24 protein-coding genes are annotated in these 23,423 nt (G+C 76.2%); 7 read left to right on the top strand and 17 right to left on the bottom strand.

Going from position 1 to position 23,423, the window contains the following annotated elements; genetic code table 11:
* Positions 1-33: 33 nt before the first annotated feature.
* Together nusA and rimP are read right to left on the bottom strand one after the other, a co-directional pair.
* Positions 34-1,167 (bottom strand): transcription termination factor NusA, encoded by a 1,134-nt coding sequence (nusA, locus tag BUE37_RS18960; RefSeq protein WP_073421842.1) that lies wholly within the window; start codon positions 1,165-1,167, stop codon positions 34-36.
* A complete protein-coding gene (gene rimP, locus BUE37_RS18955) occupies positions 1,164-1,850 on the bottom strand; it encodes a ribosome maturation factor RimP (RefSeq protein WP_083628861.1) in 687 nt (228 codons plus the stop codon). The genes nusA and rimP overlap by 4 nt, the downstream gene beginning before the upstream one ends.
* Before the next feature lie 219 nt (positions 1,851-2,069).
* On the opposite strand from rimP, the gene BUE37_RS18950 reads away from it, so the two are divergent.
* Together BUE37_RS18950 and BUE37_RS18945 are read left to right on the top strand one after the other, a co-directional pair.
* Positions 2,070-2,606 carry a hypothetical protein gene (locus BUE37_RS18950; protein WP_073422034.1) on the top strand — a complete coding sequence of 179 codons (537 nt, stop codon included), beginning with the start codon at positions 2,070-2,072 and terminating at the stop codon, positions 2,604-2,606.
* Positions 2,607-2,666: 60 nt separating this feature from the next.
* Positions 2,667-3,125, top strand: a complete 459-nt coding sequence (locus BUE37_RS18945; RefSeq protein ID WP_073421840.1) for a ferritin-like domain-containing protein — start codon at positions 2,667-2,669, stop codon at positions 3,123-3,125.
* A gap of 21 nt (positions 3,126-3,146) precedes the next feature.
* On the opposite strand, the gene BUE37_RS18940 is transcribed toward BUE37_RS18945, so the two are convergent.
* Genes BUE37_RS18940 through dxr form a run of 5 tightly spaced genes read right to left on the bottom strand, consistent with a single transcriptional unit; the run spans position 3,147 to position 9,782 of the window.
* Positions 3,147-5,057, bottom strand: coding sequence for a penicillin-binding transpeptidase domain-containing protein (locus BUE37_RS18940; RefSeq protein ID WP_139253042.1), 1,911 nt, complete (start codon positions 5,055-5,057; stop codon positions 3,147-3,149).
* 46 nt (positions 5,058-5,103) lie between these two features.
* Positions 5,104-5,955 (bottom strand): GNAT family N-acetyltransferase, encoded by an 852-nt coding sequence (locus tag BUE37_RS18935; RefSeq protein WP_073421839.1) that lies wholly within the window; start codon positions 5,953-5,955, stop codon positions 5,104-5,106.
* A gap of 34 nt (positions 5,956-5,989) precedes the next feature.
* The gene (ispG, locus tag BUE37_RS18930) at positions 5,990-7,153 is read right to left on the bottom strand and encodes a flavodoxin-dependent (E)-4-hydroxy-3-methylbut-2-enyl-diphosphate synthase (protein ID WP_073421838.1); all 1,164 of its coding nucleotides are present in this window, start codon (positions 7,151-7,153) and stop codon (positions 5,990-5,992) included.
* 41 nt (positions 7,154-7,194) lie between these two features.
* Positions 7,195-8,556 (bottom strand): M50 family metallopeptidase, encoded by a 1,362-nt coding sequence (locus BUE37_RS18925; RefSeq protein WP_281248097.1) that lies wholly within the window; start codon positions 8,554-8,556, stop codon positions 7,195-7,197.
* 23 nt (positions 8,557-8,579) lie between these two features.
* Positions 8,580-9,782, bottom strand: coding sequence for a 1-deoxy-D-xylulose-5-phosphate reductoisomerase (dxr, locus tag BUE37_RS18920; RefSeq protein ID WP_073421836.1), 1,203 nt, complete (start codon positions 9,780-9,782; stop codon positions 8,580-8,582).
* A gap of 73 nt (positions 9,783-9,855) precedes the next feature.
* Between dxr and BUE37_RS18915 the strand changes: the two genes are divergently transcribed.
* The gene (locus tag BUE37_RS18915) at positions 9,856-10,176 is read left to right on the top strand and encodes a DUF2631 domain-containing protein (RefSeq protein ID WP_245794737.1); all 321 of its coding nucleotides are present in this window, start codon (positions 9,856-9,858) and stop codon (positions 10,174-10,176) included.
* 94 nt (positions 10,177-10,270) lie between these two features.
* On the opposite strand, the gene BUE37_RS18910 is transcribed toward BUE37_RS18915, so the two are convergent.
* The 3 genes from BUE37_RS18910 to BUE37_RS24015 form a co-directional block, all read right to left on the bottom strand.
* Complete coding sequence (locus BUE37_RS18910; RefSeq protein WP_073421835.1) at positions 10,271-11,008, bottom strand: VIT1/CCC1 transporter family protein; 738 nt, start codon at positions 11,006-11,008, stop codon at positions 10,271-10,273.
* A 10-nt stretch (positions 11,009-11,018) separates the two neighbouring features.
* Positions 11,019-12,200, bottom strand: coding sequence for a dual-specificity RNA methyltransferase RlmN (rlmN, locus tag BUE37_RS18905; RefSeq protein WP_073422031.1), 1,182 nt, complete (start codon positions 12,198-12,200; stop codon positions 11,019-11,021).
* 63 nt (positions 12,201-12,263) lie between these two features.
* Positions 12,264-13,499: a hypothetical protein gene (locus BUE37_RS24015; protein WP_073421834.1), complete on the bottom strand. Its 1,236-nt coding sequence runs from the start codon at positions 13,497-13,499 to the stop codon at positions 12,264-12,266.
* A 106-nt stretch (positions 13,500-13,605) separates the two neighbouring features.
* Here BUE37_RS24015 and BUE37_RS18895 point away from each other — a divergent pair, with 106 nt between their 5' ends.
* Genes BUE37_RS18895 through BUE37_RS18885 form a run of 3 tightly spaced genes read left to right on the top strand, consistent with a single transcriptional unit; the run spans position 13,606 to position 16,152 of the window.
* Positions 13,606-14,253, top strand: a complete 648-nt coding sequence (locus BUE37_RS18895) for a TrmH family RNA methyltransferase (protein ID WP_073421833.1) — start codon at positions 13,606-13,608, stop codon at positions 14,251-14,253.
* A gap of 37 nt (positions 14,254-14,290) precedes the next feature.
* Positions 14,291-15,052, top strand: coding sequence for a polyphosphate kinase 2 family protein (locus tag BUE37_RS18890; protein WP_073421832.1), 762 nt, complete (start codon positions 14,291-14,293; stop codon positions 15,050-15,052).
* Positions 15,049-16,152, top strand: a complete 1,104-nt coding sequence (locus BUE37_RS18885; protein ID WP_073421831.1) for a DUF952 domain-containing protein — start codon at positions 15,049-15,051, stop codon at positions 16,150-16,152. The genes BUE37_RS18890 and BUE37_RS18885 overlap by 4 nt, the downstream gene beginning before the upstream one ends.
* On the opposite strand, the gene BUE37_RS18880 is transcribed toward BUE37_RS18885, so the two are convergent.
* The 5 genes from BUE37_RS18880 to rpsB form a co-directional block, all read right to left on the bottom strand.
* Entirely contained in the window at positions 16,116-17,135 is a 1,020-nt protein-coding gene (locus BUE37_RS18880; RefSeq protein WP_245794735.1) for a phosphatidate cytidylyltransferase, read from the bottom strand. The genes BUE37_RS18885 and BUE37_RS18880 overlap by 37 nt on opposite strands.
* 178 nt (positions 17,136-17,313) lie before the next feature.
* Positions 17,314-17,871 (bottom strand): ribosome recycling factor, encoded by a 558-nt coding sequence (gene frr / locus BUE37_RS18875; RefSeq protein WP_073421830.1) that lies wholly within the window; start codon positions 17,869-17,871, stop codon positions 17,314-17,316.
* An 89-nt stretch (positions 17,872-17,960) separates the two neighbouring features.
* On the bottom strand, positions 17,961-18,746 hold the full coding sequence (pyrH, locus tag BUE37_RS18870) for a UMP kinase (RefSeq protein WP_073421829.1): 786 nt from the start codon (positions 18,744-18,746) through the stop codon (positions 17,961-17,963).
* 136 nt (positions 18,747-18,882) lie between these two features.
* Positions 18,883-19,698 (bottom strand): translation elongation factor Ts, encoded by an 816-nt coding sequence (gene tsf / locus BUE37_RS18865; RefSeq protein WP_073421828.1) that lies wholly within the window; start codon positions 19,696-19,698, stop codon positions 18,883-18,885.
* Positions 19,699-19,790: 92 nt separating this feature from the next.
* Positions 19,791-20,720, bottom strand: coding sequence for a 30S ribosomal protein S2 (gene rpsB / locus BUE37_RS18860; protein ID WP_073421827.1), 930 nt, complete (start codon positions 20,718-20,720; stop codon positions 19,791-19,793).
* A 292-nt stretch (positions 20,721-21,012) separates the two neighbouring features.
* On the opposite strand from rpsB, the gene BUE37_RS18855 reads away from it, so the two are divergent.
* On the top strand, positions 21,013-21,543 hold the full coding sequence (locus tag BUE37_RS18855) for a M23 family metallopeptidase (protein ID WP_139253041.1): 531 nt from the start codon (positions 21,013-21,015) through the stop codon (positions 21,541-21,543).
* Positions 21,544-21,550: 7 nt separating this feature from the next.
* Here the strand turns inward: BUE37_RS18855 and whiG are convergent, their stop codons facing one another.
* Both whiG and BUE37_RS18845 read right to left on the bottom strand, forming a co-directional pair.
* On the bottom strand, positions 21,551-22,351 hold the full coding sequence (whiG, locus tag BUE37_RS18850; RefSeq protein WP_073421826.1) for an RNA polymerase sigma factor WhiG: 801 nt from the start codon (positions 22,349-22,351) through the stop codon (positions 21,551-21,553).
* Between the two features lie 81 nt (positions 22,352-22,432).
* Positions 22,433-23,368, bottom strand: a complete 936-nt coding sequence (locus BUE37_RS18845) for a tyrosine recombinase XerC (protein WP_073421825.1) — start codon at positions 23,366-23,368, stop codon at positions 22,433-22,435.
* Between the last annotated feature and the right edge of the window lie 55 nt (positions 23,369-23,423).

Below are 23,423 nucleotides of genomic sequence, written 5' to 3'. Positions count from 1 at the left end.
GCACCGGGATCGACGTTTCGGCCACCCGTCATGTTAGCGCGCGGCGGGGCCCCGGTGTTCCGGGCGTCGCTGACCGGTCCGGGGCGCCCCTCCACCGGGGTACGGGCGGCCGCCGGGGGCCCCGGCGCGCACCGACGGCGGACCCGACCGCAGCGGCGGCCGGCCCACGCCCGGCGACGGCGCGGCGTCGTCGGCCTGGGCGTCGCTGCGGATGTCGATCCGGCAGCCGGTGAGGCGGGCGGCCAGGCGGGCGTTCTGGCCCTCCTTGCCGATCGCCAGCGACAGCTGGTAGTCGGGCACGACCACCCGCACGGCCTTCGCCTTGGGGTCGACCAGCGTCGCCGAGGCCACGCGGGCCGGGCTCAGCGCCGAGGCCACGAAGGTGGCGGGGTCGTCGGACCAGTCGACGATGTCGATCTTCTCGCCGTGCAGCTCGCTCATGACGTTGCGCACGCGCTGGCCCATCGGGCCGATGCAGGCGCCCTTGGCGTTGAGCCCCGGCACGGAGGTGCGGACGGCGATCTTCGACCGGTGCCCCGCCTCGCGGGCGACGGCGACGATCTCGACGCTGCCGTCGGCGATCTCGGGGACCTCGAGGGCGAACAGCTTGCGCACCAGGTTCGGGTGGGTGCGCGAGATGGTCACCTGCGGGCCGCGGTGGGTGCGGGCCACGGAGACGACGTAGGCGCGCAGCCGGCTGCCGTGCGGGTAGCGCTCCCCCGGCACCTGCTCGGCCGACGGCATGACCGCCTCGACCTTGCCGATGTCGAGCAGCACGGCGCCCTGCGCGTTGCGGCGCGCGTCGGCCTGGACGACCCCGCTGACGATGTCGCCCTCGCGGCCGGCGTACTCGCCGAAGGTCTGCTCGTGCTCGGCGTCGCGCAGCCGCTGCACGATGACCTGCTTGGCGGTGCTGGCCGCGATCCGGCCGAAGTCGGAGGGGGTGTCGTCCCACTCGCGCACGACCTGGCCGTCGTCGCCGAGCTCCTGGGCGAGCACCGCCACCTCGCCGCTCTTGCGGTCGACGTGCACCCGCACGTGCCGGGCCGCGCCGTCGGCGTGCCGGTAGGCGGTCACCAGCGCCGTCTCGATGGCCTCGATCACCGTGTCGGCGGGGATGTCCTTCTCCCGCTCGATGGCCCTGAGGGCGGTCAGGTCGATGTTCACTGTCGTCCTCCGTCGTCGCCCTCGTCGTCGTCCAGCAGGTCCTCGTCGAGGTCGTCGTCGTCCGTGTCGCCGTCGAGGTCGTCCCCGAGGTCGTCCAGGACGTCGTCGACGTCGCCGTGGCCCGGGTCGCCGTCCGCGGGTCCGTTCTCGTCCCTGCCGGGCCGGCCGAACTCGACCTGCACCCGGCCGGCGCCCAGCTGCGCCCACGGCACGTGCCGCGGGGTGGGCGCCTTCTTCTTCGCGCCGGGCTTGCCCGGCTTCTCCACCGCCAGGGTCACACCCGAGTCGTCGACGGCGGTGACGCGGCCGGTCAGCTGGTCACCGCCGACCGCGACCGCCACCAGCCGCCCGGTGTTGCGCCGCCAGTGCCGCGGCTCGGTCAGCGGCCGGTCGACGCCGGGGCTGGTCACCTCGAGCACGTACGGCGCGCGGCCGAGCTCGCCGTCGTTGCGGTCGAGCACGGCCGACACGGCCCGGCTGACCTCGGCGACGTCGTCGAGGGAGACCCCCTGGTCCCGGTCGACGACGACGCGCACGACGCTGCGGCGGCCGGCGGGGGTGACCACCAGCTCCTCCAGGTCGTACCCGGCGTCGGCGACGACCGGCGTGATCCAGCCGGCCAGCCGCGTCGCGGCCGGGTCCCCACCCCGCGCTGCCGGGTCCTGACCCTTCGCTGCGGACACGGGCTCCCTCCCTCCTGACCGGTCGGAGCTCGTGCTCGGCGGACCGCACCCGGGCCGGCCGGCGGCGCGCACGGCACCGCCCGGCGGCGTACCCGGGAAGTGGTCAGGCTACCGCTCCGCCGCGGGCCCGGCCGCGGCCGCTCGGCGCGGACGGACCGACCGGGCCGACCCGCCCGTCGCTGCCCGCGGCGCGCGGGGGCGCCTGGGAGGATGGCGGTGATGTCCACCTCCCTCCCCGACGGCTCCCCCGCCGGCTTCTCGCGGCGCCGGCTGCTCGCCGGCGCGGCCGGGCTGGCCCTGCTGGCGGCTGGGTGCACCGCGGGCGACGGCGGCGGGGCGGCCGCGCAGACGTCGGCGCAGGACGACCGGCTGGCCGCGCAGCTGCCGGTGCAGGAGGCGGTCGTGGCCGCCTACGACGCCGCGGTGGCCGCCGACCCGGCGCTCGGTGGCGAGGTGGCCCCGCTGGCCGAGCAGGCGCGCACCCAGCTCGAGCGGCTGCGTGCCGCCGCGCCCGGGGCGGCCGCGTCGTCGTCCGGGTCGTCGTCGTCCGGGTCGTCGTCGTCCGGGGCGTCGTCGTCCGGGGCGTCGGCCCCCGCCCCGCCGGCGGGCGGGGACGTGCGCGGCTGGCTGCGCGAGCAGGTGGCCGCCGCCGCGGCGGGGCACGCCGCCGCGTGCGTGGAGGCCACCGGCGCCCGGGCGGCGCTGCTCGGCGCGGTGGCGGCCGGGCTGCGCGGCCACGAGGCGGCGCTCGCATGAGGGCCCGCACGAGGGCTCGCACGAAGGCTCGCACGAGGACTCGCGGGAGGAGGGGCCGACGTGGCCGATGACGGGACCGCCGCCGGCGGCGAGGACGCCGCGCTGCGCGAGGCGCTGGCCGCCGAGCACGCGGCGGTGTGGGGATACGGCGTCGTCGGGGCGGCGCTGCCGCCGGACGCGCGCGGGCCGGCCGTCGACGGCGAGCTCGCCCACCGCGACCTGCGTGACGGCCTGGCGGCGCTCCTCGAGGAGCGCGACGCCGACCCGGTGCCCGCGGAGGCCGGCTACGAGCTGCCCTTCCCCGTGCTGTCCGACGTCGACGCCGCGGCGCTCGGCGCCGCGCTCGAGGAGGGCGTGAGCGCCTCGTGGGTCGCGCTGCTGGGCGCCGCGGAGCAGCCGGCGGTCCGCCAGCTGGCCGTGGACGCGCTCGGCGCCGCGGAGGCGCGCGCCGTGGGCTGGCGCCGGGCGGCCGGGCGCACGCCGGTCACCGCGGCGCTGCCCGGTCTGCCCGACTCCTGACGGGCCCGCCCCGGCGGGGCGTCAGCCGACGGCGCCCAGGAAGGCGTCGGTGACCGCGACGGCGGCGCTGCTGGACTGCCCGCCCTCGACGAGCACCGCGAAGGCGATGTCGCCCTGCGCCCCGCCGAGCCGGTAGCCGACGAACCAGCCGTGCGAGTCCGGCGGGGTGTTGGTGCCGTACTCGGCGGTGCCGGTCTTGCCGTACACCTCGCCGCGGTCGGCCAGGGCGGTCGCGGTCCCGCTCAGCACCACCTGGCGCATCATCGGCCGCAGCTGGTCGAGCACGGCCTGCCCCGGTCCCGCGGGCGCGGGTCCGGCGGGCTCGGCGCCGACCACCTCGACCGGCGCGGCCGGGGTGCCGCTGGCGATGCCGGCGGCCACGAGCGCCATCTGCGCGGGGCTCATCAGCACCTGGCCCTGGCCGATGGCGTTGGCCGCCTTGGTGGTGCCGGTGGAGTCCGACGGGACGCTGCCGGAGAAGACGCCGACCGGCAGCTGCCACTCGGTGCCCACGCCGTAGGAGGCGGCCGCGGCGGCGAGGGCGTCGTCGGGCAGCTCCAGGCCCTCCTGGATGAACGTGGTGTTGCAGGACTGCGCGAACGCCTCGGTGAAGGGCACGGTGCCGAGGTCGAACTGGTCCTGGTTCTCGAACTCGCGGCCCTCGACGACCGTCGTCCCCGGGCAGGCGACCGGGGCGTCGGGGGCCACCGTCCCGGTGGACAGCAGCGCGGTGGCCGAGATCGTCTTCATGCTCGAGCCGGGCGGGTACTGGCCGGACAGCGCGTTGGCCGGCACGGCCGCCTCGTTCGACGCGACGGCCAGGACCTCCCCGGTGCCGGGCCGGACGACGACGAGATGGGTGGCCCGCGCCTCGGTGGCGACGGCGGCGTCGGCGGCCTCCTGCAGGGGGCGGACCAGCGGCGTCTGCAGCGGCTGCCCGGCGACCGGCGCGACGGCGGCCACCTCGCGGCCGGGATCGCCGGTGGCCTCGTCGGTGCTGACGACGGAGACGGTGAACCCGGGTGTGCCGGTGAGCTGCTCCTGGAACGCCCGCTGCAGGCCGGACAGGCCCACCTGGTCGCCGGCGGCGTAGGCGGGGCCGGCCTCCTCGGTGGTGGTCTCCTCGATCACCTCGGCGGTGGCCGCGCCGACCCGGCCGAGCAGCGCGGAGGCGAACCGCGGCGAGGGGGCGAGCAGCCGGGTGTCGGTCGGGAACACCGCGCCGGGCAGGTCGAACACCTGGGCGCGGATGGCCTCGAAGTCGGGGCGCCGCAGGGTGATGACCGGCACGAACTGCCCGGGCGGCGCGGCCTGGACGTCGGCGGTGATGTCCTCCGCCGGGATGCCGGTGGCCGCCGAGAGGCCCGCGGCCAGCGCCGGCAGGTCGGTCACCTGGCCGGTGTCGACGCCGACGTTCACGACCTCGGTGGGGGTGAACAGGGGCTGCCCCGCGGCGTCGGTGACCGCGGCGCGCTCGGGCAGCGCGCGGGTGAGCTGCAGGCGCTGGCCCTCCCCCAGCTCGGGGTGCACGAGCGCCGGCTCCGCGACGACCTGCCAGGCCTCCGCGCCGTCGCCCTCGCCCTCCCGCAGCTCGAGGGTCGCGTCGTAGGTCCAGTCGGGAGCGGCCTGCAGGTCCCAGGTGGCGGTCCACGCGGCGGTGGCGGTGCCGTCCTCGACGGTGACCGCGCCGAGCTCGGCGGACAGCGCCGCGCCGGGCAGGTCAGCGGCGGTCTGCTCGAGCAGCGCGGTGGCGGCGGCGGGGTCGGTGGTGGCGTCCGCGGCGGCCGCGGCGTCGCCGCCGGCCCAGTCGTCGAGGAAGGCCTGCGCGGCGGCGCGGACGTCGTCCTCGGAGCTGCCGGAGCAGGCCGCGAGGACCGGTGCGGACAGGAGGGTGAGGACCGAGCCGAGGACCGCCGTGCGTCGTGCTGCCACGTCCGGAGAGCCTGTCAGACGGCGGCGGCGTTCCCCGGGAGGCGCCTCAGAACAGGACGCTGGCGTAGCGGCCGACCTCGCGGAACCCGACCCGGCGGTAGACGGCGCGGGCGGGGGCGTTGAAGTCGTTGACGTACAGGCTCACCACCGGCGCGATGACCGTGCGGGCGTAGTCGACGACGGCGGCCATCCCGGCGGCGCCGATGCCGCGGCCGCGGGCCTCCGGGGCGGTCCACACGCCCTGCACCTGGCAGGCCGCGCGCGACACCGCGCCGATCTCGGCCTTGAACAGCACCCGCCCGTCCTCGATCCACGCCAGCGACTGGCCGGCGCGGACCAGGTCCTCGACGCGCATGCGGTAGCCGATCCCGCCGTCGGCGCGCAGCGGGCTGACGCCGACCTCCTCGGTGAACATGGCCACCGCGGCCGGGAGCAGGACGTCGATCTCGGCCGGCCGCACCGGGCGCACCCGCGGCTCCGGCGCCACCGCGGGCGGGCCCTCGATGGCCAGGAGGGGCTGCCGCGGCCGGTGGTCGCGCGCCGGACCCCAGGAGGGCTCGAGCAGCTCCCACAGCGGGTCGACGGCGGCGGCCGGGCCGACGATCGTCGAGCAGCGGCGCCCGGCCCGGCGGGCGCGCTCGGCGAACGCGGCCGCGGCCGCCCGCTCGGCGCCCGGGACGCTGAACGGGATCAGGTTCGCGCCGGCCAGGCAGACGGCGTCGAGGCTGCGGCCGCTGCCGATGCCCCACAGCGGCGCCCCGAGCGAGGCGGGGGCGGTGCCGGCCGCCTCCACCCGCCCGGCGAGCACGCACGCGGCGACCGGGTCGGCGGACAGCAGGCGGCGGACGGCCGGTTCGTCGCTCTCGTCGAGGACACGGGCGGCCGGCGAGCGCAGCACGGAGGGGACCGGGGAGGGCGGACGGGGCGGCGCGTCAGCCGACGGTGACGACGGGCGGGCCGGAGGGGACGCCGTCGTCGTCGAGCTGCTCCCCGGCCAGGCGCATGGCCTCCTCGATGAGGGTCTCGACGATCTGCGACTCCGGCACGGTCTTGATGACCTCGCCCTTGACGAAGATCTGGCCCTTGCCGTTGCCGGAGGCGACGCCGAGGTCGGCCTCGCGGGCCTCGCCCGGGCCGTTGACGACGCAGCCCATGACGGCGACCCGCAGCGGGACCTCCATGCCCTCGAGCCCGGCGGTGACCTCGTTGGCCAGCTTGTAGACGTCGACCTGCGCGCGGCCGCACGACGGGCAGCTGACGATCTCCAGGCCGCGCTGGCGCAGGTTCAGCGACTCGAGGATCTGGGTGCCCACCTTGACCTCCTCCGCCGGCGGCGCGGAGAGGGAGACGCGGATGGTGTCGCCGATGCCCTGGGACAGCAGCGCGCCGAAGGCGACGGCGGACTTGATCGTGCCCTGGAAGGCGGGGCCGGCCTCGGTGACGCCGAGGTGCAGCGGGTAGTCGCACCGGGCGGCCAGCAGCTCGTAGGCGCGCACCATGACCACCGGGTCGTTGTGCTTGACCGAGATCTTGATGTCGCGGAAGTCGTGCTCCTCGAACAGCGAGCACTCCCACAGCGCCGACTCGACCAGCGCCTCGGGCGTCGCCTTGCCGTACTTGGCGAGCAGCCGCTTGTCCAGCGACCCGGCGTTGACGCCGATGCGGATCGGGATGCCGGCGCCCTTGGCGGCGCGGGCGATCTCGCCGACCTTGTCGTCGAACTTCTTGATGTTGCCGGGGTTCACGCGCACCGCGGCGCAGCCGGCGTCGATCGCGGCGAAGACGTAGCGCGGCTGGAAGTGGATGTCGGCGATGACCGGGATCTGCGACTTCCGCGCGATGATCGGCAGCGCCTCGGCGTCGTCGGTGTCCGGGACGGCCACGCGCACGATCTGGCAGCCCGAGGCGGTCAGCTCGGCGATCTGCTGCAGCGTCGCGTTGACGTCGGCGGTCTTGGTCGTGGTCATCGACTGGACGCTGACCGGGTGGTCGCTGCCGACCCCGACGTTCCCGACCATCAGCTGACGGGTCGTGCGACGGGGCGCGAGGACGGGCGGGGGTGCGGCGGGCATGCCGAGACCGACGACGGTGGACATGCCCCCGAGTATCCCCGTTCTCCGCAGGTCGGCGCCGCGCGCTACTGCAGTGTGATCGGGTTGACGACGTCGGCGATGAGCAGCAGGCCCGACAGCGCGATGAACAACCCGGCGACGACGTAGGCCACGGGCATCAGCCGGGCGATGTCGAAGGGCCCGGGGTCCGGCCGGCCGCGCCACCGGGCGACCACCGAGCGCGCCTTCTCGTACAGCGCGCCGGCGACGTGCCCGCCGTCGAGCGGGTAGATCGGCAGCAGGTTGAACAGGAACAGCACGAGGTTGACGCTGGCCAGCAGGCCGAGGAAGAAGCTCAGCTTCTGCGCGCCGCTGAACTCCTCGATGGCGAACACCTCGCCGGAGATCCGCCCGACGCCGACGACGCCGATCGGGCCGTCGACGTCGCGCTCCTCGCCGAGGAAGGCGGCGCGGAACAGCTGCGGGACGCGCTCGGGGATCTCGACGAGCCGCTGCACCGACTGCGACACGACCATGCCGAAGTAGCCGGGCAGGTCGGAGAAGGACTGGCGGGCGAAGCCGAACACCGGGCTGACGCCGAGGTAGCCGGCCGTCATGGTGCCCTCGCCGTCGTCGGTGGCGACGACGTTCTCGATCGGGGTGACGGTGAGCTCGCGGGTCTCGCCGTCGCGCTCCACGGTGAGCGCCAGCGGCTCGTCCTCCGAGCCGCGGATCGCCTGCTGCACCGCCGTCCAGCTGTCGTAGGCGGTGGGGTCCAGCGTCCGCCCGTCGATGGCGACGATCGTGTCGCCGGGCTGCAGGCCCGCCTCGGCGGCGGGGCTGGCGACCGGCTCCGCGCAGCCGGGGGTGCCCTCCTCGCACAGCTGCCCGGCGTCGGCGCCGCTGGTCACGATCGGGATGCCGCAGACGTCGGTGTCCTGCTCGGCGGCGACGTCGATGCTCTCCGCGCCGGCCGGCACCACGCACGCGGGCACGCTGGCCAGCTGGGTGGTGATGACGTTGGTGCCGATGGCGGTGAGCAGCACCGCGAAGAACACGGCGGCCAGCACCAGGTTGTGGAACGGCCCGGCGAACATCACGATGACGCGCTGCCACCAGGGCTTGGCGTAGAAGACCCGGCCGGCGTCGCTGGGCAGGACGTCGTCGAGGGCCTGGCCGCGGACCTCGGCGATGAAGGTCCGCATGCGGGTGGCCCGCGTGCTCTCGTTCTCCTCGGCGGGCGGGATCATGCCGACGATGCGGATGTAGCCGCCGAGCGGGATGGCCTTGACGCCGTACTCGGTCTCGCCGCGGCGGCGGGAGAACACGGTCGGGCCGAAGCCGACCATGAACTGCGGCACGCGCATGCCGAACTTCCGCGCCCAGTAGAAGTGGCCGTACTCGTGGAAGGCGATCGAGGCGAGCAGGCCGACGAAGAACGCGACGATCCCGAGGACCGTCAGGACGATGCTCAGCTCGGGCCTCCGGCGAGAGCGGCGCGGGCGTGCTGCCGGGCCCAGCGCTCAGCGGCCAGCACGTCGTCCACGCAGGTGGGGGCGCCGAGGTCCGGCGCGTCGTCGAGGGTACGCGCGACGAGGCCCACGACGTCCGGGAAACGCAGCCGTCCCCCCAGGAAGGCGGAGACCGCCTCCTCGTTGGCCGCGTTGTAGAGCGCGGGGACGACGCCGCCGGCCTCCCCCGCGGCCCGCGCCAGGCGCACCGCCGGGAACGCCTCGTCGTCCAGCGGCGCGAACTCCCAGGTCCTCGCGGCCGACCAGTCCAGCGCCGGCTGCACGTGCGGCAGCCGGTCGGGCCAGGCCAGCGCGAGCGCGATGGGCAGCCGCATGTCCGGCGGGCTGGCCTGCGCGATGGTCGCGCCGTCGGCGAAGGTCACCATCGAGTGCACGATCGACTGCGGGTGCACGACGACGTCGATGTCGGCGTAGGGGACGCCGAAGAGCAGGTGCGCCTCGATGAGCTCCAGGCCCTTGTTGACCAGGGTCGCGGAGTTGATCGTCACCACCGGGCCCATGTCCCAGGTGGGGTGCGCCAGCGCCTGCTCGGGCGTGACGTCGGCGAGGTCGGCGGCCCGGCGCCCGCGGAAGGGGCCCCCGCTGGCGGTGAGCACCAGCCGGGCGACCTCTCCCCGGTCCCCGCCGCGCAGGCACTGCGCCAGGGCCGAGTGCTCGGAGTCGACCGGCACGAGCTGGCCGGGCGCGGCGGCCGCGGTGACCAGCTCGCCGCCGGCGACCAGCGACTCCTTGTTGGCCAGGGCGACGGTGTTGCCGGACCGGAGCGCGGAGAGCGTCGGCCCCAAGCCGATCGAGCCGGTGATGCCGTTGAGGACGACGTCGGCGGGGCGGGCGGCCAGCTCCTCGGCGGCGCGCGGCCCGGCGAGGATCTCCGGCAGCGCGTACTCCCCGCGCGCCCAGCCCCGCTGCGACGCCGCCGCGTAGAAGGCGAGCTGCAGGTCCTGGGCCGCCGTCGCCCGGGCCACCGCCACCGTGCGCACGCCGAGCGCGAGGGCCTGCTCGGCCAGCCGGGCGACGTCGCCCCCGCCGGCCGCCAGCGCCGTGATCCGCAGCCGGTCGGGGTTCTGCTCGGCGACCGCGATCGCCTGCCGGCCGATCGACCCGGTCGAGCCCAGCACGGTCACCTCGCGCGGCTCGCTCATACGGCGCATCCTCCCCGACGCGCCGCACCACCTCGACCGGTGGCCTCCGGGCGGGGCTGGCAGGATGGGGCCCGTGAGCGAGCACCACGGCCCGGGGGTCCGTCAGGACAACGCGCTGACCACGCGCGTCAACCAGCCCAACCGCGAGGAGGGCGTCGTCCGCGCCGGGGAGCACCCGGTCGAGGAGGAGCGCCCCGAGGACTGGGGCTGGCACGGCCGCTCCGGCAAGTGGGCGCAGATCGCCGGCTGGCTCACCGTGCTCTCGATGCTCGCCTACACGTGGGGCAACCACGAGGGCCGCATGGAGGACCTGTGGCTGTTCGGCATCGCCGCGGGCCTCGTCGTGATGCTGCTGTGGGACCTCCGCCGCAAGCGCACCGCCTGGCGCCCGTAGCGCCAGCAGTCCCCGAGACGTCCCGCGACGACCCGGTCCGGCACCCGCCGGGCCGGGTCGTCGCGTGTCAGGGCCGTCGCGTGTCGGGGCCGCCTCAGGCGGCGGTGACCCCGATCGCGGCGCCGATCAGGTAGGTGGCCCCGGCGGCCAGCGCGCCGAACAGCAGCTGGCGCAGCCCGGCGTACCACCACGGCCGCGGGGTGAAGCGGGACGACAGCGCACCGGCGGCCACCAGGCCGACCGCGCCGCACAGCAGCGCCACCCACAGCAGCGAGAGCCCGAAGAGGTAGGGCAGCAGCGGCAGCACCGCGCCCAGGGAGAACGTCAGGAACGACGAGACGGCCGCCGTCCGGGGTGAGGGGCGGTCCTCGGGGCTGACGCCGAGCTCGGCGACGACGTGCAGCCGCAGCGCCACCTCGGGGTCCCGGGACAGCTGGACGGCGACCTCGTGGGCGAGGTCCGCGTCGACGCCACGGTCGCGCAGCATCCCGACCAGCTCGCGCAGCTCCTCCTGCGGGTGCCGCTCGAGCTCGCGCCGCTCCTTGGCCACCTCGAGGTCGAGCTGCTCGTTCTGCGTCTTCACCGACGTGTACTCGCCGAGCGCCATGGAGATCGCGCCGGCGACCAGCCCGGCGACGCCGGTGAGCACGATCGTGCGCGGCGCCGCTCCCCCGCCGCCGACGCCGGCGACCAGCGCGGTGTTGGTGACCAGGCCGTCCATGGCGCCGAAGACGGCGGCGCGCAGCCAGCCGCCGGAGACGTCGCCGTGGTGGTGCTCGTGCAGCGCGGCGGGCTCCCCGGCCGCGGACTCCTCGGCGGTCCCGGCGCTCACGCGGGGGCTCTCACGCGTCGGCCTCGGCGCCCAGCGGCACCGGTGCCTCCAGCATGGGCGCGGGGGTGGCGACCGTCGGCACGCCGGCGTCGTCGCCGAGGTCGGCGGCGGCGAGCTGGCCGCAGGCACCGTCGATGTCCTGGCCGCGGGTGTCGCGGACCGTCGTCGGCACGCCCGCCGCCCGCAGGCGCGCGACGAACTCCCGCTGCGCCGGCAGCGGGCTCGCGTCCCACGGGCTGCCCGGCGTCGGGTTGAGCGGGATGAGGTTGACGTGCGCCAGCTTCCCGGCGAGCAGCCGGCCGAGCAGGTCGGCCCGCTCGGGCTGGTCGTTGACGTCGCGGATGAGCGCGTACTCCACCGAGTAGCGGCGGCCGGTGCGCGCGGCGTAGTCGTCGGCGGCCTCGACCACCTCGGCGACCTTCCACCGGGTGTTGATCGGCACGAGGGTGTCGCGCAGCTCGTCGTCGGGGGCGTGCAGGCTGACCGCGAGGGTCACCGCCATCCCCTCCTCGGTGAGCTTCCGGATGCCGGGCACCAGGCCGACCGTGGAGACGGTGACCGACCGCTGCGACAGGCCGAGGCCGTAGGGCGCCTGGCCGAGCAGCGCGCGCAGCGTGGCGCGCACCCGCGGGTAGTTGGCCAGCGGCTCGCCCATGCCCATGAAGACGACGTTGGACAGCCGGCCCGGCCCGCCGGGGACCTCGCCGTTCGCCATCGCCGCCGAGGCCGCCACCGCCTGGCCGATGATCTCGGCGGCCGACAGGTTGCGGGTCAGGCCGCTCTGGCCGGTGGCGCAGAAAGGGCAGGCCATGCCGCAGCCGGCCTGGCTGGAGATGCAGACGGTGGCGCGGTCGGGGTAGCGCATGAGCACGCTCTCGACCAGGGCGCCGTCGTGCAGCCGCCACAGCGTCTTGCGGGTGCGGCCGCCGTCGGCGCTGAGCGTGCGCACCGGGGTCAGCAGGCCGGGCAGCAGCGCCTCGCTGAGCGTCTCGCGGACCGCCGCGGGGACGTCGGTCATCTGCGCGGGGTCGGTGACACCGCGGAAGAAGTGCCGGGCCAGCTGGTCGGCGCGGAACGCCGGCTGCCCGAGGTCGGCGACGACGGCGCGCGCCTCCTCCCGGGTCAGGTCGGCGAGGTGGCGCGGCGGCTTCCCCCGGCGCGGGGCGTCGAAGACGAGGGGCAGGGCAGTCATGGCGCCCTCCATCGTCCCACCCCGCCCGGCGCCGTGGGACGCGCCGCGGGTGAGGTCGCTCGCTCAGGAGGGCGGTGCGGCCGGGTCCCCGCTCGGCTCCGGGGTCGCCGACGGCTCCGGCGTCTCCGTCGGGGTCGGCTCCGGCGTCTCCGTGGGGGTCGGCTCGGGCGTCTCCGTCGGGGTCGGCTCCGGCGTCGCGGTGGGGGTCGGCGTCGCGTTGGGCGTCGGCTCCGGGGTCGCCGTCGGCGTGGGCGTGGGGACCGGGGCCGACGTCGGGAGGGCCACCGGGACCGGCGCCGGCTCCGGCGGGGGCGCCGGGACCACCACCGGCGGCGGGACGGGCACCACCTGCGGGACGACGGCCGGCGGGACGGCGGGCGGCGCCACCGCGGCCGGGGCCCTCGTCGCCGCGGCGGCGAGCACGGGCGCCGGCGCGGGGACGGCCTCCGGCTGCGGCGCCGCGGTCTCGACGGCGGTCGTCGGGGCGGCGGGGACCGGCGGCGGGAGGACGGGGCGCACGGGCCGCGGCGCGCGCGTCGCCGTGGCGGTGGCGGTCGCGGTGGCCGTCGGCGAGGCCTGGACGGCGGAGGTCGGCACCGGGCCGGACGCCGAGCCTGCCAGCAGCACCGCGCCGGTGATCCCGCCGGCGGCGAGCAGGCCCAGGGCCACCGCCGTGCCGGTGCGGCGGCGCGGTCGCACCCGCGGGGCGACGACGACCCGGGGCGCCACCACCGGCACCGCGGACGTCCGGACGGGGTCGTCGGGCTCGTCCACGTCGGCGTCGAGGTCGGCGCCGAGGTCGGCGGCGTACGCGAAGCCGTCGGCGACGTCGAGGACCACGGTCTCCTCGGCCACCGCCTCCCCGGCCGCCGGCTCCTCGTCAGCGGGCTCCTCGTCAGCGGGCTCCCCGACGGCAGGCTCCTCGGCGGCGACCGCCCCGACGGCGGGCTCGTCGAGGCCGGGCTCCGCATCGACGGCCACCGTGGCCGCGACCGGGACCGCCTCGACCGGGACCGCCTCGTCTGACGGCTCCTCCGCCGCGGCCGGCTCGACCGTGGCCGGGTCGGCGGTGGCCTGCTCCGCGACGGGATCCCCGACCGCGGCCTCCTCGAGCGGCGTCTCAGCACCGACCTCGTCCTCAGCGGCGCCATCCCCCACAGGGGCGTCGTCCTCCGCGGCCAGCCAGAGGGGCAGCAGGTCCCGCAGGTCCTGCGTGGGCATCAGGCCGTCGTCGTCCACGAACGGGGTCGCGGCCGCGGCGGCGGCGCCCGGCGCCTCGTCGTCCTGCTGTGCCGTCATCCCACCTCGCAGTCACTCATGGTCATCCCCCGCTCACAGGTCGGAGTGATGGTGCCGGACGAGGGCGCCCGGGAGGCGGAGGCGCGGCCGGGCTAGCGTCCCCCGGGTGCCCGAGGCCACGGATGGGGAGACGGCGGCGGCGGGGCCGCTCGACACGGTCGGCGTCGGGCCGTGGGAGGGCCCGTGGCCCGAGGACCCGCGCTACGACCCCGAGCTGCTCGCGCACGGCGACCGGCGCAACGTCGTCGACCGGTACCGCTACTGGACGGTCGAGGCGATCGTCGCCGACCTCGACCCGCGCCGGCACGCCTTCCACGTCGCCATCGAGAACTGGCGGCACGACCTGAACATCGGCACGGTCGTGCGCACGGCGAACGCCTTCCTCGCCGCCGAGGTGCACGTGGTCGGCCGCAGGCGCTGGAACCGCCGCGGGGCGATGGTCACCGACCGCTACCTGCACGTGCGCCACCACCCCGACGCCGTCGCCCTCGGCGCGTGGGCGCGCGAGGCCGGCCTGCCGGTGCTCGCCGTCGACAACCTCCCCGGCGCCGTGCCGCTGGAGACCGCCGAGCTGCCGCGCGCGTGCGTGCTGCTGTTCGGCCAGGAGGGCACCGGGCTCTCGCCGGAGGCGCGCGGGCTGGCCGACGCCGTCCTGTCCATCGCGCAGTTCGGCTCCACCCGCTCGATCAACGCCGGCGTGGCCGCCGGGATCGCCATGCACGCCTGGGTCCGCCGGCACGCGCGGCTGCCCTGACGCGCGCGTCCGGGCCGGGTGCGCCACCCTCGGCGGGGTGGGCCGACTCGACGACGTGGACCTGACCCTGGAGCTGTCGAAGAAGGACGGCAACAAGCAGCTGGCCGAGGCGCAGCGACGGCTGGTGCACCTGCGGCTGTTCCTCGGCGGGCAGCTCGGCGGGCCGATCGGGCCGCCGGTGTGCGTGCTCTTCGAGGGCTGGGACGCCTCGGGCAAGGGCGGGGCGATCAAGCGGCTGGTCGACGAGCTCGACCCCCGGCACGTGCGGGTCGCCCAGTTCGCCGCCCCCACGCCCACGGAGAAGCGGCACCACTTCCTGTGGCGCTTCTGGCCGGTGCTGCCCGGCTGGGGCGGCATGGCCGTGCTCGACCGCACCTGGTACGGCCGGGTGCTGGTCGAGCGGGTGGAGGGCTTCGCCTCCGACGAGGCGTGGCAGCGGGCCTACGGCGAGATCGTCGACCTGGAGACCACGCTGGCCGCCGAGGGCACGATCCTGGTGAAGTTCTGGCTGCACGTCTCCCCCGAGGAGCAGCTGCGCCGCTTCGAGTCCCGCGCCGCCGACCCGTACCGCGCCTGGAAGCTCACCGACGAGGACTGGCGCAACCGGGAGAAGCGGGCCGCCTACGAGGCCGCCGTCGAGGAGATGCTCGAGCGCACCGACCACCCCGGCGGGCGCTGGACCGTGGTGCCCGCCGACGACAAGCGCCACGCCCGCGTCGCCGTCGTCCGGGCGGTGTGCGAGGCGATCGAGGCCGGGCTCGCCGCCCGCGGCATCGACCCGGACGCGCCCGCTCCGTGAGCGTCCTGCTCCACCTGTGCACCAGCGGCGAGTGGCGGGCCGCCCTCGACGCCGGTGCGCTGCGGCCGCCCGGGCCGTTCGTGCACCTGTCGCGGCCGGAGCAGGTGCACCTGCCGGCGCAGCGGCTCTTCCCGGGGCGCCGCGACCTCGTGCTGCTCGTCGTCGACCCCGCCCGCCTGACCGATCCCGTCGTGGACGAGCCCGGCGTCGCGGGCGACCCCGGCGGCATGCGCTTCCCGCACCTGTACGGGCCGCTGCCGACGTCGGCCGTGGTCGCCGTCGTGCCCCACCGGCCGCCGGTCCCGCCGGTGCTGCCCGAGCCCGGCGACGCGCTCGGCCGGGCGCTCGCCCTGTCGCTGTCCCTGCCGGTGCGCCGGGCCCCCGACGTGCGCGACGTCCCCGGCGGCGTGGCGGTCCGCGACCCGCGCTTCCCGCACTCGTACGACAACAACAGGCTGCTGCTCGGCTCCCCCGTCGACGCGGGCACCGTCGCCGCGGCCGCGGCGGACCTGTCCGTGCCCGCCGCGCTGCTGTCCTGGCCCGGCGCCGCGGCGGTCGCCGCGGAGCTGGCCACCTCCGGCTGGGAGGCCACGGAGCTGCTGGTCATGACCCGCCCGACCCACCCGCCGCTGCCGGGCGGCGAGCGGGCGGAGGTGCTGGCCGAGCCGCAGGTGCGCGCCTTCCGCACCGAGGCCTGGCGGCGCGACCTGCCCGCCGGCCTGCCCGACCGGGACGAGGTGGTCGCCCAGCTCGTCGGCCGCGAGCCGCTCACCGGCACCGTCGTGGCGGTGCACGAGGTGGCGGTCCGGGACGGCGGCCGCGTCGTCGCCGCCGGTCAGCTGCGGGTCGACGGCGCGACGGCGGCGATCGAGGCCGTGGAGACCGAGCCCGCCGCCCGCGGGCGGGGCGCCGCCGACGCCGTCCTCGCCCGCCTCGTGCGGCTGGCCGCCGACGCCGGGTGCGACCTGGTCGTGCTCGAGGCCGACGCCGCCGACTGGCCGCGGCACTGGTACGCCCGGCGCGGCTTCGCCGTCGCCGGTTCGGTGTGGGAGATGGCCCGGCGTCAGGCGGGCGGCGCCACCCAGGCCAGCAGCAGGTAGGCGACGGCGGCCGACGGCAGCAGGCTGTCGAGCCGGTCCATGATCCCGCCGTGGCCGGGCAGCAGCGTGCCCATGTCCTTGATGCCGAGGTCCCGCTTGATCAGCGACTCGCCCAGGTCGCCCACCGTCGCGCTCACCGCGAGGCAGACGCCGAAGAGCACGCCGCCCCACCACGGCCCGCCGAGGGCGAGGGTGACGATCGGCGTGGCCACGGCGACGCAGGCCACGATCGAGCCGGCCATCCCCTCCCAGGACTTCTTCGGGCTCACCGTCGGCGCCATGGGGTGCCGCCCGAACAGGACGCCGGCCGCGTAGCCGCCGACGTCGTTGCCGACCACGGTGGCGATGAACGCCAGCACCCGGGCGGCGCCGTCGTCGGGCACCAGCAGCAGCACGGCGAACCCGGCGAGCAGCGGGACGTAGAGGGCGACGAAGACGCCGGCGGTGGCGTCGCGCAGGTAGCCCTCGGGGCCGTCGCCGAGCCGCCACAGCAGGACGGCGACGACGGTGAACAGGAACCCGGCGACCAGCCCGTCGGTGCCGCGGGTCCAGGCCAGCGCGAGCATCGCCACCGTGCCCACGAGGACCGGCGCGAGCGGCACCCGGACGTTGCCGGCCTCCAGCGCCCGGACCAGCTCGACGCCGCCGACGAGGATCGCCACGGCGATGACGCCGAGGAACGCCGGCGGGTAGACCAGCAGCGAGGCGATGATGACCGCGCCGAGGCCGAGGCCCACGCCGATGGCCGCGACCAGGTCGCGCCCGGCGCGGCTGCTCTTCGGCGGGACGAGGTCCGGCTCGGGGTCGGGGCCGGGCACCGGGGCGATCACCGGGCCGCCGTGGGTGTCGTGGTCGTCCGCCTCCACCGGGGCGTCGGCCGCCGGGGCGTCGGTGGCCGGGACGGCGGGTGCCGGGACGGCGATCTCCTGGGTGCCGGGCGGCTCGGCCCGCGGCACCGCGATCGGGCTGGTCGGCGGGGCCACCGGCCGGACGGGACCGGTCGCCGGACCGTGGCCGCCCGCGGGCGGCGGTGGCGGTGTGGGCGCACGCCGGACGGCCGGGATCGGCCCGGTGTCGGCTGCCCCCTCGGGGGCTGCGCCGGACGGACCGGCCCCGGCGGCGTCGGGACGGGAGGTCATCGGAGGGGCGGGGCGGAGCGGCTCAGACCTCGAGCAGCTCGGTCTCCTTGTTCTTGACCGCCTCGTCGATGCTCGCGACGTGCTGGGCGGTGAGGTCGTCGAGCTCCTTCTCCGCGCGGCGCACGTCGTCCTCGCCGGCCTCGCCGTCCTTGGCGATGCGGTCGAGCTCCTCCTTGGCCCGGCGGCGCACGTTGCGGATGGCGACCTTGGCGTCCTCGCCCTTGCTGCGCGCCTGCTTCACCAGGTCGCGGCGGCGCTCCTCGGTCAGCTGCGGGAACACCACGCGGATGATCTGGCCGTCGTTGGTCGGGTTGACGCCCAGGTCGCTGTCGCGGATCGACCGCTCGATCGCCGAGAGCTGGCTGTTGTCGTAGGGCTTGATGACCGCCATCCGCGCCTCGGGCACGGTGATCGACGACATCTGCGGCACCGGCGTGGGTGCGCCGTAGTAGTCGACGAGGATCTTGTTGAACATCGACGGGGCGGCGCGTCCGGTGCGCACCGAGCCGAGGTCCTCCCGCGCGACCGACAGGGCCTTGTCCATCCGCTCCTCGGCGTCGAGCAGGGTGTCGTCGATCACGGGTCTCTCCTCCTGCGGCGGGCGGTGTCCGCCGTCGTCCTGCGGTGCGGTGCGGTGTGCTGCGGAGCCGGCGCCCGGGAGGCGCCCGCTCAGCTGATCAGCGTCCCGATCCTCTCACCCGCCACGGCGGCGGCGATGTTGCCGTCACGCAGCAGGTTGAACACCACGATCGGCATGCGGTTGTCCATGCAGAGGCTGATCGCGGTGGCGTCGGCGACCTTGAGCTGGTCGGCGAGGACCGTGGCGTAGTCGAGGTCGCGGTACATGGTCGCCGCCGGGTTGGTGCGCGGGTCGTCGTCGTACACGCCGTCGACGCCGTTCTTGGCCATGAGCAGCACCTGGCAGCCGATCTCCAGGGCGCGCTGGGCGGCGACGGTGTCGGTGGAGAAGTACGGCATGCCGGCGCCGGCGCCGAAGATGACCAGCCGGCCCTTCTCCATGTGCCGCACGGCCTTGCGCGGGATGTAGGGCTCGGCGACCTGGCCCATCTCGATCGCCGTCTGCACCCGGGTCTGCAGGCCGACCTGCTCGCAGAACGCCTGCAGGGCCAGGGCGTTCATGACCGTGCCGAGCATGCCCATGTAGTCGGCCTGCCGGCGGTCCATGCCCGCCTGCGACAGCTCGGCGCCGCGGAAGAAGTTGCCCCCGCCGACGACGACGGCGACCTGCGTGCCCGAGTCGACGACGGCGGCCAGCTGGGTGGCGATGTCGTGGACGATGCCCGAGTCGACGCCGACCTTCCCGCCCCCAAAGGCCTCACCGGAGAGCTTGAGGAGCACCCGCTGGTAGCCCGCGCCGTCGGCGGGCTGGAAGGCGCTGGGGGCCGAGAGCGGTGGGCTCTGCGGCGCGGTCTGCGGCGCGGCGGTGTCGGTCAACGGTCCATCCCTCGCTCGACGTCGTTCCGGTGATCCTGCCAAACGGGCCGCGCGGCGCCAGCCGGGCCCGGACAGGCCACCGGCCCCGTCCCGGGTGCGGGACGGGGCCGGTGGGGTGCCTCGTGCTGCCTGGAGGTCAGGCCTGGCCGACCTCGAAGCGGGCGAACCGCTGCACGGTCAGGCCCGCCTCGTCGACGATCTGCTTCACCGTGCGCTTGGGCTCGGTGATCGACGGCTGCTCGAGCAGGACGAAGTCCTTGTAGTAGGCGTTGACCCGGCCCTCGACGATCTTGACGATCGCCTGCTCGGGCTTGCCCTCCTCCTTCGCCGTCTGCTCGGCCACGCGGCGCTCGGTCTCGACGGCCTCCGCCGGGACCTCCTCGCGGGTCAGGTAGCGCGGACGCGCGGCGGCGATGTGCATCGCCAGCGAGCGCGCGGCCTCCTCGTCGCCGCCCTGGTACTGCACGGCGACGCCGATGGCCGGCGGCAGGTCGGTGGCCCGCTTGTGCAGGTACACCGCGGTCGGGCCCTCGAAGGTGGCGAAGCGGGAGAGGACGAGCTTCTCGCCGATGCGGGCGGACTCGGACTCGATCAGCTGGGCGACGGTCTGGCCCTCGACCTGGACGGCCATGAGGTCGTCCAGGGTCGCCGGGGACTGCTCGAGGACGATCTCGATGAGCCGCTCGGCCAGCGCGACGAAGTCGGCGTTCTTGGCGACGAAGTCGGTCTCGCAGTCGAGCTCGAGCAGGGCGCCGTGCTTGCTGACGACGATGCCGTTGGTCGTGGAGCGCTCGAGGCGCTTGCCGACGTCCTTGGCACCCTTGATGCGCAGCAGCTCGATGGCCTTGTCGTACTCGCCGTCGGCCTCGGTCAGGGCCTTCTTGGCGTCCATCATGCCGGCGCCGGTGGCGTCGCGGAGGCGCTTGACGTCGGCAGCGGTGAAGGCGGGCATGTCACTTCCTCACGGGTCTGAAGGGGGTGGTGCGGACGTGCCGCGGCGCCGCCGCCCGGCCCGCGGGGGGCGGGACGGCGGCGCCGGCGGGGTCAGCCGTTCTGGGCGCCCTGGGTGCCGGTGGAGGTGTCGCCGGTGGCGGGCACGCCCTCGACCGGGGCCACCGCGTCGGCCGAGACGGCCGGCGGGGCGGCCGGGGTCTCGGGGAGCGGGGTGGCGGCGCCGTCGGTGCCGGCACCGCCGGTGAGCAGCTCGCGCTCCCAGTCCGGCAGCGGCTCGTCGCCACCGATGGCCTGCTCCCCGCCGTCCTCGCGGCCGGCGTTGGCCTGCGACGCCGAGCGGGCCATGAGGCCCTCGGCGACGGCGTCGGCGACCACGCGGGTCAGCACGTTGATCGCGCGGATCGCGTCGTCGTTGCCCGGGATCTTGTAGTCGACCTCGTCGGGGTCGCAGTTGGTGTCGAGGATCGCGACGACCGGGATGCCCAGCTTGCGGGCCTCACCGACGGCGATGTGCTCCTTCTTGGTGTCGACGATCCAGATGGCGCTGGGCACCTTCTGCATGTCGCGGATGCCGCCGAGGCTGCGCTCGAGCTTGGCCTTCTCGCGGGTCAGGCCGAGCTGCTCCTTCTTGGACAGGCCGGCCATCACGCCGGTCTGCTCCATGTCCTCGAGCTCCTTGAGGCGCTGGAGCCGCTTGTGGACGGTGGAGAAGTTGGTGAGCATGCCGCCCAGCCAGCGCTGGTTGACGTAGGGCATGCCGACGCGCTGCGCCTGCTCGGCGACGACCTCCTGCGCCTGGCGCTTGGTGCCGACGAACAGGATCGTGCCGCCGTGCGAGACCGTCTGCTTGACGAACTCGTAGGCCGAGTCGATGTACCCGAGCGTCTGCTGCAGGTCGATGATGTAGATGCCGTTGCGCTCGGTGAAGATGAAGCGCTTCATCTTCGGGTTCCAGCGACGGGTCTGGTGCCCGAAGTGGACGCCGCTGTCGAGCAGCTGCTTCATGCTGACGACTGCCATGGTCGCCTTCCTGTCTGCGCGCGGCCGCAGGACGGCCGCGCTCCTCGGTTGACGCGGGCGCCGGGTGGCTGCCCGCCCTGGCGTCCTGCTGACCCACCGACCCGGTGCGGGACCGAGGTGGGGCTGCCCCGCCGTGCGAGGCGGGAGGAGGACGCGCGGAGTCGACCCGCACAGACGGGTCGCGCCTGACAGCATACGCGGCGCCGTCCGGGCCCCTCCCCCGCCGTCGGGTCCGTCCACAGGCCGGCCCTCCGGGCCCCGCCGCGTCCGGGGAGGCGCGAGGCTCGCCGGCGTGCTCCCCCGCCTGCTGCCGGCGCTGCTCCTGGCCCTCGCGGCGCTGCTCGCGCCGGCCACCGCGGTGGCCGAGCCGGCCGCCGGGCCCGTGGCCGGGGCCGTCGCCGGGGCGGGGTCGCCGTGGGTGTCCCCGCTGGGCGACCCGCCGGCCGTGACCCGGCCGTTCGAGCCGCCGCCGACGCCGTACGGCCCGGGCCACCGGGGCGCCGACCTCGGCGGCGTGCCGGGCGACGTCGTCCGGGCGGCCGGGGACGGCGTCGTCGTCTTCGCGGGGATGGTCGCCGGGCGGCCGGTGGTCAGCGTCGACCACGCCGGCGGGCTGCGGACGACCTACGAGCCGGTGGCCGCCTCCGTCGCCGCGGGGCAGGGCGTGGCGCGGGGCGACCCGCTGGGGACGCTCGCGCCGGGGCACGCCGGGTGTCCGGCCGCGGCGTGCCTGCACTGGGGCCTGCGCCGCGGCGAGGTGTACCTCGACCCGCTGGCGCTGCTGCGCCCGCCGCGGGTCCGGCTGCTGCCGCTGCGCCCGTGAGGGGCGGTCAGGCGATGTCCGCCAGCTTCGTGCGCAGGTGCAGCACGGCCTTGGTGTGCAGCTGGCAGATCCGGCTCTCGGTGACGCCGAGGACGCGGCCGATGTCGGCCAGCGTCAGGCCCTCGAAGTAGTAGAGGCTGACGACGACCTTCTCCCGCTCGGGCAGCTGCTCGACGGCGCGGGCCAGCAGCTGGCGGGACTCGCCGTGCTCGGCGACGGCCTGCGGGTCCAGGGCGTTGGCGTCCTGCAGCGTGTCGACCAGGCGCGGGGCGCCGCCCTCGTCGTCGGTGAGCAGCTCGTCGAGCGCGACGACGTTCACCAGGGACAGCTGGCCGAGGAACTTCCGGACCTCCTCGACGTCGAGGTCCATCTCCGCCGCGATCTCCTCGTCGGTGGGGCTGCGCCGCAGGCGGCTCTCCAGCGCGGCGACCGTGCGCTCGAACTGCCGGGCGCGGTTGCGCACCGAGCGCGGGATCCAGTCGGTGCTGCGCAGCTCGTCGATGATCGCGCCGCGGATGCGGGCCATCGCGTAGCTCTCGAACTTGACCTCGCGCGAGGGCTGGTAGCGGGTGATCGCGTCGATGAGGCCGAAGGTGCCGTAGGAGACGAGGTCGGCCTGCTCGACGTGCGCGGGCAGCCCGCTGCCGACCCGGCCGGCGACGTACTTCACCAGCGGGGCGTAGTGCAGGATCAGCCGGTCGCGCAGCGCGGGTGACCGGTCGGCGACGTACTGCGCCCAGAGGTCGGCGAGCGCCGCGTCGGCGTCCTCGTCGGACCCCCCGATCCGGTGGATGGTCGCCTCGGGCACGTCTGCGCTCCCCGTGTGGTGGTCGGTCGGGTCCCCGCGGTGCGGCGGGGCGGGCCGGATGGTCTCGGGCACGGCGGGCGCTCAGGCCCTCGGGTGGGCCTGGGCGTGCACCGCCCGCAGCCGCTCGACCGTCACGTGCGTGTAGATCTGCGTCGTCGCGAGGCTAGCGTGGCCGAGCAGCTCCTGGACCGAGCGCAGGTCGGCGCCGCCCTCGAGCACGTGGGTGGCCGCCGAGTGCCGCAGCCCGTGCGGCCCGACGTCGGGCGCCCCGGGGGCCTTCGCCACGGCGGCGTGCACGGTGCGCCGGGCCTCGCGCGCGTCCAGACGGCGCCCGCGTGCGCCGAGCAGCAGGGCGGGGCCGGAGTCGGGGGTGGCCAGCGCCGGCCGGCCACGCACCAGCCAGGCGTCGAGCGCCCGCTCCGCCGGGGCGCCGTAGGGCACGCTGCGCTCCTTGCGGCCCTTGCCGAGCACCCGGAGCAGCCGGCGTCCGCGGTCGACGTCGTCGACGTCGAGGCCGACCAGCTCGCTCACGCGGATGCCGCTGGCGTAGAGCAGCTCCAGGACGGCGGCGTCGCGCAGGCCCACCGGGTCGTCGGCCCCGGCGGTGGACTCGACGACCGCGCGGGCCTGGTCGGGGGCGAGCACGTCGGGCAGCGTGCGGTGGGCCTTGGGGCTGACCAGCCGCAGGCCGACGTCCTCGGGGGTCAGGCCGGCGCGGCGCAGCCAGGCGGTGAACGAGCGGGCCGCGGCGGCGCGGCGGGCGGTGGTCGCCCGGCTGGCGCCCTTCGTCCGGCCCTGCGCGAGCCAGCTGCGCAGCACGGCGAGGTCGAGCTCGTCGACGCGGGTGCCGCCGCGCCGGGCGAGGTGGTCGAGCAGCCAGACCGCGTCGGTGACGTATCCCCGGACGGTGTGCGGCGAGAGGTCGCGCTCCCCGGTGAGGGCGTCCTCGTAGCCCTCGAGCGCCGCGGCGAGCGCCGGCGGCAGCGCGGCGCGGGCGTCGGCGGTCCGGGCGGTCACGTCCCGACCGTCCGACGACACCCCCGCCCGGTCAAGGCGCCGCGCCGGTCGGTCG

The sequence above is a fragment of the Geodermatophilus nigrescens genome (genome assembly GCF_900129495.1).
Lineage (GTDB): Bacteria > Actinomycetota > Actinomycetes > Mycobacteriales > Geodermatophilaceae > Geodermatophilus > Geodermatophilus nigrescens.
The sequence above is the reverse complement of the archived record's forward strand: the minus strand, read 5'-3'. Positions and strand labels throughout refer to the sequence as shown.

Coding starts and splice junctions, on each gene's coding strand:
- BUE37_RS18950 (WP_073422034.1), top strand. CDS start 2,070: ATGTCCACCTCCCTCCCCGACGGCTCCCCCGCCGGCTTCTCGCGGCGC.
- ispG (WP_073421838.1), bottom strand. CDS start 7,153: ATGTCCACCGTCGTCGGTCTCGGCATGCCCGCCGCACCCCCGCCCGTC.
- dxr (WP_073421836.1), bottom strand. CDS start 9,782: ATGAGCGAGCCGCGCGAGGTGACCGTGCTGGGCTCGACCGGGTCGATC.
- rlmN (WP_073422031.1), bottom strand. CDS start 12,200: ATGACTGCCCTGCCCCTCGTCTTCGACGCCCCGCGCCGGGGGAAGCCG.
- BUE37_RS24015 (WP_073421834.1), bottom strand. CDS start 13,499: ATGACGGCACAGCAGGACGACGAGGCGCCGGGCGCCGCCGCCGCGGCC.
- tsf (WP_073421828.1), bottom strand. CDS start 19,698: ATGCCCGCCTTCACCGCTGCCGACGTCAAGCGCCTCCGCGACGCCACC.
- rpsB (WP_073421827.1), bottom strand. CDS start 20,720: ATGGCAGTCGTCAGCATGAAGCAGCTGCTCGACAGCGGCGTCCACTTC.